10 protein-coding genes, 1 rRNA gene and 1 pseudogene are annotated in these 9,364 nt (G+C 47.7%); 10 read left to right on the top strand and 2 right to left on the bottom strand.

Annotated features, from left to right (window positions below):
* Both BMZ71_RS13830 and BMZ71_RS13825 read right to left on the bottom strand, forming a co-directional pair.
* Positions 1–1,031, bottom strand: a 1,031-nt coding sequence (locus BMZ71_RS13830) for an IS1380 family transposase (protein ID WP_245734454.1), incomplete at its 3' end; no start/stop codon positions are given.
* Between the two features lie 137 nt (positions 1,032–1,168).
* Positions 1,169–1,441 carry a hypothetical protein gene (locus tag BMZ71_RS13825; RefSeq protein WP_086990116.1) on the bottom strand — a complete coding sequence of 91 codons (273 nt, stop codon included), beginning with the start codon at positions 1,439–1,441 and terminating at the stop codon, positions 1,169–1,171.
* Positions 1,442–1,650: 209 nt separating this feature from the next.
* On the opposite strand from BMZ71_RS13825, the gene BMZ71_RS13820 reads away from it, so the two are divergent.
* The 10 genes and pseudogenes from BMZ71_RS13820 to BMZ71_RS13770 form a co-directional block, all read left to right on the top strand.
* Positions 1,651–2,022 (top strand): CidA/LrgA family protein, encoded by a 372-nt coding sequence (locus BMZ71_RS13820; RefSeq protein ID WP_086990119.1) that lies wholly within the window; start codon positions 1,651–1,653, stop codon positions 2,020–2,022.
* A complete protein-coding gene (locus BMZ71_RS13815) occupies positions 2,015–2,713 on the top strand; it encodes an LrgB family protein (protein ID WP_086990123.1) in 699 nt (232 codons plus the stop codon). Before BMZ71_RS13820 ends, BMZ71_RS13815 begins: the two co-directional genes overlap by 8 nt.
* 211 nt (positions 2,714–2,924) lie before the next feature.
* Entirely contained in the window at positions 2,925–3,680 is a 756-nt protein-coding gene (locus BMZ71_RS13810; protein WP_068561505.1) for a nucleoside phosphorylase, read from the top strand.
* A 1-nt stretch (position 3,681) separates the two neighbouring features.
* Positions 3,682–4,291, top strand: a pseudogene (locus BMZ71_RS13805) (ECF transporter S component).
* A 12-nt stretch (positions 4,292–4,303) separates the two neighbouring features.
* The gene (locus BMZ71_RS13800; protein ID WP_086990126.1) at positions 4,304–5,071 is read left to right on the top strand and encodes an energy-coupling factor transporter transmembrane component T family protein; all 768 of its coding nucleotides are present in this window, start codon (positions 4,304–4,306) and stop codon (positions 5,069–5,071) included.
* Positions 5,068–5,919, top strand: a complete 852-nt coding sequence (locus BMZ71_RS13795; protein WP_086990129.1) for an energy-coupling factor ABC transporter ATP-binding protein — start codon at positions 5,068–5,070, stop codon at positions 5,917–5,919. The genes BMZ71_RS13800 and BMZ71_RS13795 overlap by 4 nt, the downstream gene beginning before the upstream one ends.
* Positions 5,912–6,712: an energy-coupling factor ABC transporter ATP-binding protein gene (locus BMZ71_RS13790; protein ID WP_068561501.1), complete on the top strand. Its 801-nt coding sequence runs from the start codon at positions 5,912–5,914 to the stop codon at positions 6,710–6,712. Before BMZ71_RS13795 ends, BMZ71_RS13790 begins: the two co-directional genes overlap by 8 nt.
* Positions 6,713–6,969: 257 nt before the next feature.
* Positions 6,970–7,404: a MarR family winged helix-turn-helix transcriptional regulator gene (locus tag BMZ71_RS13785; RefSeq protein ID WP_086990132.1), complete on the top strand. Its 435-nt coding sequence runs from the start codon at positions 6,970–6,972 to the stop codon at positions 7,402–7,404.
* Between the two features lie 2 nt (positions 7,405–7,406).
* Positions 7,407–8,753 carry an MATE family efflux transporter gene (locus BMZ71_RS13780; RefSeq protein ID WP_245734453.1) on the top strand — a complete coding sequence of 449 codons (1,347 nt, stop codon included), beginning with the start codon at positions 7,407–7,409 and terminating at the stop codon, positions 8,751–8,753.
* Positions 8,754–9,271: 518 nt separating this feature from the next.
* Positions 9,272–9,364 (top strand): 16S ribosomal RNA (locus BMZ71_RS13770); the annotation flags it as partial.

The raw sequence follows: 9,364 nt of genomic DNA, 5'->3' as shown, positions 1-9,364 counted from the left end.
GCTTCCTTGATGAAATTCTCCATGGTACCTCTCTTCCAATACGTTTGATAGACTTGTTCAGCCGAGACAGCATCGGAAAGATTGGTGATAATGAATTCATGGTTAAAAATCAGTTCATTAGCTGCCCTGACGGAACGAATACAAACCCTACGGTCATGCTTCCAAGTGCCGGCTTGATAGCGAGTCGAGTAGAAATGTTCTTCACGCTGACTCCATTCAGTTTCATCCCCAACTTGAACAAACTCTTCCGCCATCTTGAATAAGCGGCGATTTCGCTTGAGTCGAATGACGTACTGATGCTCTTTTTCTTCACAGAGGTCATACAGTTCTGGTGCTGCAAAGCCACTATCTGCTCGAACAAGAATGGTGCTGACTGGAACAGTCTGATTATAGTGTTCAAGAAGCGGATTCAAAAAATCGGCTGCTCCGGTTGAGCAGTAGGTGTTTCCGGAACGCAGTTCCGCCTTCAGAAAGTCCTTGGTCAGACCATCGAAGGCAACGAGCGGGTGATAACCGGTTGTTTGATAATGTGTGTTGAAGGCCGTTTCTTCTTGATTGCCGTAGGTGTCACTATATGTGGAATCCAAATCTAATACCATTTCTGTTGCATTACGTTGTATGCGTACCTTATCCAGCATTGCTTGATTGAGCGCTTGTAGCTGCACAAGTGCATCGGGACTCTCACTAATGCGATCCCAAAAACGCGAAAGCGAAGGTTGTGAAGCCAATGTACTTTTCTCAAGCATCTGTTGGAAGAAAGGATCCTGGCGTAAGATGTTGGCAGATGCATCGGTATCATAGCCTGCAATTAATTGGAAAATCAGTTGTTCAAGGATGGTTTCATTTGAATGTGTAGGTGAAAGGCGGGAGTCTTGGAAATGAAGCTCTTTCTCCATCAACTGTTCGAATCCGATTGAATGAAGGAATTCTTTAACCAAAATGAGACCAGCATCCGTGGAGAGATTACCTCCAGTATTTGTAACCGTCATTTTTTGATTGAATTTTAGAGTGTTTTCGTGTAAAGTTGCCATTGAGAGAACCCCTTTCTATGGTTGTTGGTCGTACATTAACCATAACAGATAGGGGTTCTTTTTTCACACCTTTTGGGTGTGAACTGGAAATACAAAATATGTTGGAAGATGAACGTTTCAAGACGTTTTCTGAAAATCTATGAATAATTCAGGTATAGATATGTTTTTAAAGCTTCGGCGATGCTTTCAAGCATAGCTAGTTCATCATTTGACGGGTTTTCCAATGTGAGTAAAGCTTCCTCAGCTCGGGCTTCCGGGTTGCCATCTGCATCTGTTGCTACATCCAGTATCAGTAGCTCGGCAAACAGATCATCCAAATCCCTTTGCGGTTGCACAAGGAATTCAAACGTACCTTCGGGATGACTTGCTTTGAACGCTTCAATTTTTTCAATCAATTCTTCTAAGTTCATATATTTCCGCCTTCTTTCTGTCCTTGTTCATTTACTGAACGGCTTATTATACATCATTCGCACTGCGTATGTATCGCGTAACAGGTTTAAAACGACATGGAAAGCAGAATTTTGGGTTGCGTGATATATCGTTTCGGAACGGAAGTCGGTATACTGGGTAATGAGAAAGTCCGTATCGCTTCGGACAAGGAAGGAGCCATCCTATCATTATGCACTATTTAAAACAATTTGCCGTTATCATCGCTATTTCAGCTATAAGCGAATTGCTGGCCATCTTCATTCCGCTGCCTATTCCGGCCAGCATCTACGGCATGTCATTGCTGTTCCTGTTGCTGATGACGGGCGTGCTGAAACTCCAACAAGTGGAAAATGCCGCCAATCTGTTGTTGGGCATCATGCCTGCTCTGTTCGTGGTGAGCGGGGCTGGGCTGATCACTTCCTACGGGCAGATCGCCGAACACTTCTTCGGCTGGGTAGCCGTCAACATAGGCTCCACCATCGTGATTTTGGCGACGACCGGCCTATTGGCTCAGGTGATGATAAGAAGGAAGAAAGCGAAGGAGGCTGACGGAAATGATTGATCATCTGCTGGAGACGACAAAATATCTCGGCTTGTTCATCAGCTTGGGGGCCTTCATGATCGGCTTGAAGCTGAATAAAAAATATCCCTATGCCTTCATGAATCCTTTGCTGATCGGGACGATCCTGGTGATGGGCTTGATTCTTGTCCTGGACGTCGAAGTTGCTGTTTTTCAAAAAAGTGCGCAAGTGTTGTCCGATCTCCTGACACCGGCCACGATTTGCCTGGCTGTTCCGGTCTATCGGCAGTACAAGATTTTGCGCGAGAACAGCTGGGTTGTCTTGATCAGTTGTTTGACGGGGATGATCAGCGGTCTGGTCACGATCATCGGCTTGGCTCTGATTCTTATGATGAGCGAAATCACGACACTGTCCACCTTGGCGCGCTCGATCACGATGGCCATCGCGTTGGATACGACCGAACTGATCGGCGGTGTCGCAGGGATCATAGTGGCAGGGGTCATCTTCGCGGGCATTTTCGGAACGGTGGTTTCCGGGCTGATTTTCAGAATCTTCAGAATCGAAGAACCGATCGCGAAAGGGTTGGCTTTGGGTGCGGCTTCCCACGCCATGGGGACAGCTGAATCGTTGAAAGCAAGCGAACTGCAGGGTGCCATGAGCAGCCTAGCGATGGTCGTATCGGGCGTCGTGATGGTGGGGTTGATCCCGCTTGCGGCGCTGTTCGTCCAGTAAGGGCAACAACTAAGGTAAAACATAAGAAGCAGCCTCTGTTAATCTAAGAGACTGCTTCTTTTTGTGCGCCGGGAAGACCGTCTTTCCATCAAGGGTTATCCGGTGCCAGACGTTGGGCTCTATGCTATACTGAACTCATAATGGGTATCAGTATCTTGAAGTTTTGTCGGGCTATTCCGGAGTCGAACGTTGCGAAAAGGACGGTGGAGAAATGGAACAAACACTGCAGGCACATATCCAATTATCAGCCGATTTGGATGTGAAATATGCGCTGTTGCCGGGTGATCCAGCCCGCGTTGAAAGAGCGAAATTACTGTTGGAGGACGCTGTCGATTTGGCGTTCAACCGTGAGTACAAGAGTGTTCTGGGGACTTATCAAGGAATGAAGGTATTGGTCATTTCCTCCGGGATCGGTGGACCATCCACAGCGATAGCCATCGAAGAGTTGGCAAGGATCGGAATAGAAGGCATCATCCGCATCGGCAGCTGCGGGTCTTTGCATCCAGCAGTGCATCTGGGCGATGTGATCATCGCGACGGCAGCGGTCAGGGATGATGGCGCCAGCAAGGCCTATGTCGATTCCGCATATCCCGCCGTTGCCGATCTGGATTTGTTGATGGATCTGCGGGCAATTGCGGAAACGGAGCGGATCCCTCATCGTTTGGGGATTGTCCGCAGCCACGACAGTTTCTACACCGCTCGTGAAGCGCAACTTACTGCTTATTGGAGCGGCAACGGCATCATCGGGTCGGATATGGAAACAGCCACGTTGTTTGTTGTTGGGGCGCTGAGGGGATTGAAGACCGCATCGCTGCTGAATGTCGTTGTCGGTCCGGAAGAAGGGATGGCGGAAGGCGTCCGTCAATTCGTTTCAGGAGAAGCGGCGACCAAGCAAGGGGAACAGAATCAAATCCAACTGGCATTATCCGCTTTCCATGCATGGCATCAGGCAAAAGGAGGAGAATAAAATGAATCCAGAAACAAAAAACAAACTGAGCTACAAGTTGTCAACGGCTTCCATCGTTTTGATCCCGATCGCGATTGGGATCAATTATCTCGGCAAATACATCGCGGGCGTATTGCGTCTGCCGCTTTGGTTGGACTCGATCGGAACGGTATTGTCCGGTATGTTGGCGGGACCGGTAATCGGTGCCGCTTCCGGGATCATCAATAACGTCATCTACGGCGTGACGGCCGATCCGATTTCGACAGTGTACGCGGTCACCAGCGCAGTCATCGGTTTAATGGCGGGTCTGTTTGCCGCTAAAGGCTGGTTCAAGGACATCAAGACCGTGCTTCTGGCCGGTTTGATCATCGGGGTGGTTGCGGCCACCGTTTCGACACCTTTGAATATCCTTTTTTTGGGTGGCCAGACCGGGAATGTCTGGGGGGATGCCCTCTACGTTTTTGCTGATTTCGAATGGGCAACCGCAATGGCTGGCTTCTTTCTTGGACAGCATCGTTGTGGATGTGCCGGATAAACTAGTGACGGTTCTCATCAGTTACTTTATCTTCAGGGGCTTGCCGAAGAAACTCACGAACACTTTCCTGAAGGATGGCGCGATAGAAGAATTATAGGGGCTGATTTGAATGGATGCAATGACTTTGTATGTACCGCGCAACTCGCCGATCCATCATTTGGATCCGTTGACGAAGATGCTTTATGTCGTCGTGAGCATCGCTGCGGCCTATTTATTGGATGATCTGTGGCAAGTTGCGGCAGTCATGCTGACCAGTTTTGGTATCTTGTTGGTAGGGAAGGTATTCCGTAATATTTTGCCGGTGATTGCACTCAGTTTTTTATTGATTCTGTCGATCGTCATTGTGCAAGGTTTTTTCAATCCTGCCAACGAAACGTTACTTTATGAATTGGGCCCGATAAAATTCTACAAAGAGGGCCTGATTATAGCCTTTCGTCTGACCATGCGCGTCATCAATATGGTCAGCGCCTTTGGAGTGTTGGTGCTGACGACTTCACCGACGGAACTGGTTGAACGGCTGCAGCAGAAAGGCATGTCGCCGAAGATCGGCTATGTCATCCTTTCGGTTCTGCAGATCATCCCGCAGCTGCGGGCCACTTACGGCAAAATTCAGGATGCGCAACGGTCGCGGGGGATGGAGACAGAGGGCAGCCTGTTTGTCCGGGTAAAGGCATTCTTCCCATTGTTGGGGCCGGTCATCCTGAACGCCTTGAACGATACCCGGGAGAGAGCGATCGCGCTCGATGTCCGCGGTTTCGACAGGGATACGCCGAAAACCTATCTGAATGAAGCGAGGTCCTACCGTTACAGCGCGCTGTTGAATGTCCTGCTGTTGCTGATTTTGGCTGGTTTGATCGTCTGGAGGTTGATGGGATGAGCGTCATAGAAGTGAAGGATCTGAAATATCGTTATCCCGATACGACCAAATTGGCGTTGGACGGCATCAGCTTTTCGGTCGAGGAGGGTGAATTCATCGGCCTGATTGGAAGAAACACCGCCGGCAAATCGACTTTGTGCTATGCGCTGAGCGGCTTGGTGCCGCACTTCTTCAAAGGGGCCTACGGCGGATCGGTGATGATAGCCGGTTTGGATGTGCGCACGACGGATGTGAGCGAAGTCACTGCAGCAGCCGGATTGGTGTTCGAAAACCCGTTTTCCCAGATCACCGGCTCGCGTTTTACAGTATATGAAGAAATCGCATTCGGGCTGGAAAACATGGGACTGCCGCGCGACGAAATCATCAAGCGGATCGAAGAAAGTTTGGACTTGCTGGATATCCGCAAAGTGAAGGACAAGAACCCGTTCGATCTTTCCGGCGGGCAAATGCAGCGGGTTGCGATCGCCGGTGTGGTCGCGATGAAGCCGAAAGTGCTGATATTGGATGAACCCACTTCCCAACTGGATCCGCAAGGGTCGGATGAGGTCTTCAAAGTTGTGGAAAACCTTACGAAAGAAGGCATCACCATCATCATGGCCGAGCAAAAGATGGAAAAAATTGCGCAGTACGCAGACAGGGTCCTGCTTTTGGACGATGCCAAGTTGATCGCGTATGATACGCCCGAAGCTATTTTTTCGCGCGAGGACTTGGCGTCTCTGGGCGTACAGCCGCCCGCCGTGACCGCGATCGCCCGCCATTTGAACAAGCGGAAGGCTAATGGGCATTATCCTGTGGAATTGGATGAGCTGAAAGGCTTGCTTGCGGAAGAAGGTGTCCCTCATGAATAAACTGGAAATAGAGAAGCTGCATTTTGCATACGACAAAACAACACCCGTCATAAAAGACATTAATCTGGTGCTGGACGACCGCAAAACCGCCATCATCGGACAGAACGGCTCGGGAAAAACCACCTTCGTAAAACTGCTGAAGGGACTTTTGCGTCCCGATTCCGGCAGGATCCTGCTGGACGGGATCGACTTAAAAACTTTGACGGTTGCCCAGATATCCAAGAAGATTGGTCTGGTTTTTCAGAACCCCGATGACCAGATTTTCAAGAATACGGTTTTGGATGAAGTGATGGTCGGTCCGTTGAACATCGGACTTTCTTTGGATGAGGCAAGAGCCAGTTCACGCGCGGCATTGGCTCAAGTAGAATTGGTGGATGTCGAGAAAGTGAATCCATACGACCTCAATCTGGCGCAAAGAAAGATGGTGGCGTTGGCTTCGATTTTAGCGATGGACACGCCCATCGTCATTTTCGATGAACCCACGATGGGGCAGGACGCTACCGGGAAAGCAATCATCAAAAAAGTGATCGAAAACCTGCAGGCAGAAGGGAAAGCCGTACTGTGCATTCTGCATGACATGGATTTTGCGGCGGCAGTTTTTGAACGCGTCGTCGTCTTCAGCCAAGGGCAATTGCTGCTCGAAGGCGGTGCAAGGGAAGTCTTCAGCAAAAAAGACCTTCTGCAGCAAGCCTATCTGGATCAACCCCAAGCCATGAAAATCGCGCAAGCTTTGGGAATGCAAGGGTATCTTTTGAGCGTTGAAGAAGTGATATCCGCTTTGGAGAAACCATGATTTCAGCAAAGGACCGAAATAGTGGAATTGTACCTTGCGGATTGTAAAGATGAGACGGAATCATCTGCGCAAACTCTGTCAGCTATCAATAAAACACATACAGCAATAGGGCTCTTTGCGAGTTCGTATTGTTGCGTGTGTTTTTTTTGATGGGAAGGTTGTTCTGCCATGAAAAGCAGCTCATAAACGGATGGTATACAAGTGAACCATTTAACGGTAAAATGGTTTCAGTTTGAATGCATGGAGGCGTGTAATTTATGAAAGAAAAGAAAAACCTGCTGATCAGCTTGTCCAAGCTGTCGAAAATGTACCGGGCAGAAGTGAAGACAGAGATGTCTGATTCGGATTTTTCTCCGAACGAGTTGGATCTGATCACCTTTTTGTCAAATAACGAAATGGACACATCCAAAGAAATAGCAGATTTCCTGGGACTATCAAAGTCTTTGATTGCCAGATCGGTCGATTCGCTTGTCGCAAAAGGGTACTTGGAGACAAACGTTGATGAGGGAGACCGTCGCTATATTCATCTTGTATTGACTGATCGGGCAAAGCCGATAGCGGACCGATTACGGAATATCCGGAAACAGTTTATCGCGTCGATGACAGAAGGAATCAATCAAGAACAGTTCACGCAGTTTGAAGCGATGCTTGAAAAAATGGTAGCGAATGTGGAACGGAAGAAGGAGGAGTAATCGTGCAAGAATTAAAAGGATCACGCATGGGGACGGAGAAAATCCCTAAACTGATGATGGAACTGGCCATACCGAGCATTATTGCCCAAGTCATCAATATTCTTTACAACATTGTGGATAGGATGTACATCGGACATATACCCGATGTAGGGGCTGTTGCATTGACTGGGTTGGGAATCAGCGCACCGCTTGTGCTGATCATTTCTGCGTTCAGCAGTTTTGCCGGAGGTGGCGGGGCTCCTTTGGCGGCCATTGCGTTAGGCAAGAACGACAAAAATGAGGCCGAAAAAATCCTCGGCAATGCTTTTTCCATGCTCACGCTCATGGCAGTCGTTTTGACTATTGTCTTTACTTTGATCAAAGAGCCATTATTATATTTATTCGGTGCCAGTGATGTTACTTTCAATTATGCGAATGACTATACTTCCATCTATATAATGGGCACAATTTTTGTACAATATGCATTAGGCCTGAATCTATTTATAACCAGTCAAGGAAAAACAAAAAACGCTATGTTTTCAGTACTGATTGGAGCTATTGCCAATATTATCCTGGATCCGATTTTTATTTTCGGTTTTGATATGGGAGTTCAGGGTGCTGCGATTGCAACAGTCATTTCCCAAACCCTGAGTGCGATCTACGTCCTCCGATTCTTGACGTCCGAGCATTCGATTATCCGGATCCGCAAGAAGAATATGGGGCTAGAGATTGGGCTGATAAAGAGAATTGTTTCCTTGGGAATTTCGCCATTCATTATGCAAGCGACCGAAAGTGCGATTGTGATTGTCTTCAATACAGGACTGCTGAAATACGGCGGCGATCTTTATGTTGGTTCCATGACAATCATGCAAAGCATCATGCAATTGCTGACAGTGCCTCTACAAGGTTTTACGCAAGGTGTTCAACCAATCATCAGTTATAATTATGGAGCAGGGAATTACAAGCGTGTGCGAGAAACTGTGCGCCATTCCATGAAGGTAACGGTTGGACTTACAGTCTCCTACTTTTTATTGGTGCTGTTCGTGCCGGGTCTGTTCGCACGCATCTTTACGACAAATTCGGATTTGTTGGCTTTAGTCACCCGTGTTCTGCCGATTTACATGGGCGGAATGTGGCTGTTCGGAGTGCAGATGAGCGCGCAAATGTTTTTTGTCGGTGTGGGGGAGGCGAAAAAATCACTTTTCATTGCTCTTTTGCGCAAAGTGATCATCCTGATTCCGTTGGCGCTTATCTTACCCAACTATTTTGATGTGATGGGAATCTATTACTCGGAACCGATAGCGGATATCCTGTCTGCAACGACATCCGGCATCCTTTTGTATATGACTTTGAGGAAATTGCCGGGGTGAAGATCCTGGCTGCGATGCATCTTTTTCTGGATAATAAGGATGAAGAAAAACCGGACTGAGCCGAAACGGGACAGTCTGGTTTATTTGCAGAGTTAGCTGGTGTCCCAAAAAGTTCAAAAAAATAATTGACAATGACAGGAGAAGAGTGATAGTATAAATGAGTTGTCTGAAGTGCCGAACAATTAAATGCAAGAAAGATGTTGACAGGCTGACTTCGGAATGATATTATATAAAAGTTGCTGCTCGGGATATTTCGAACCAAGAATAATAAGAATAAATAATTCAAAAAAGTTCTTGACGAAATCGGAAAGTTGCGATATTATGAATAAGCTGTCACGTAACAAGTGATGCGCGATTGGCCTTTGAAAACTGAACAAAGAATGAACGAACCAAATGTGCAGGGAGCTTCGATTTCGGTCGAGGCAAACGAAGGCGATACGTTGTATCGCAAGCATAAAGTCAGCAAGAAATTAAGAGCTTTTCAGCTTTTCATGAGGGTTTCTGTACAAGAGCCCACATTACATGAGAGTTTGATCCTGGCTCAGGACGAACGCTGGCGGCGTGCCTAATACATGCAAGTCGAACGGTCTTTTCTATGGAAGCTTGCTTCC

Source organism: Trichococcus flocculiformis, from assembly GCF_900113645.1.
GTDB lineage: Bacteria > Bacillota > Bacilli > Lactobacillales > Aerococcaceae > Trichococcus > Trichococcus flocculiformis.
Note: the sequence above shows the minus strand (reverse complement) of the source record. Positions and strands in the feature narration are given on the sequence as shown.

Coding starts and splice junctions, on each gene's coding strand:
- BMZ71_RS13820 (WP_086990119.1), top strand. CDS start 1,651: ATGCACTATTTAAAACAATTTGCCGTTATCATCGCTATTTCAGCTATA.
- BMZ71_RS13810 (WP_068561505.1), top strand. CDS start 2,925: ATGGAACAAACACTGCAGGCACATATCCAATTATCAGCCGATTTGGAT.
- BMZ71_RS13800 (WP_086990126.1), top strand. CDS start 4,304: ATGGATGCAATGACTTTGTATGTACCGCGCAACTCGCCGATCCATCAT.
- BMZ71_RS13815 (WP_086990123.1), top strand. CDS start 2,015: ATGATTGATCATCTGCTGGAGACGACAAAATATCTCGGCTTGTTCATC.
- BMZ71_RS13790 (WP_068561501.1), top strand. CDS start 5,912: ATGAATAAACTGGAAATAGAGAAGCTGCATTTTGCATACGACAAAACA.
- BMZ71_RS13785 (WP_086990132.1), top strand. CDS start 6,970: ATGAAAGAAAAGAAAAACCTGCTGATCAGCTTGTCCAAGCTGTCGAAA.
- BMZ71_RS13795 (WP_086990129.1), top strand. CDS start 5,068: ATGAGCGTCATAGAAGTGAAGGATCTGAAATATCGTTATCCCGATACG.
- BMZ71_RS13825 (WP_086990116.1), bottom strand. CDS start 1,441: ATGAACTTAGAAGAATTGATTGAAAAAATTGAAGCGTTCAAAGCAAGT.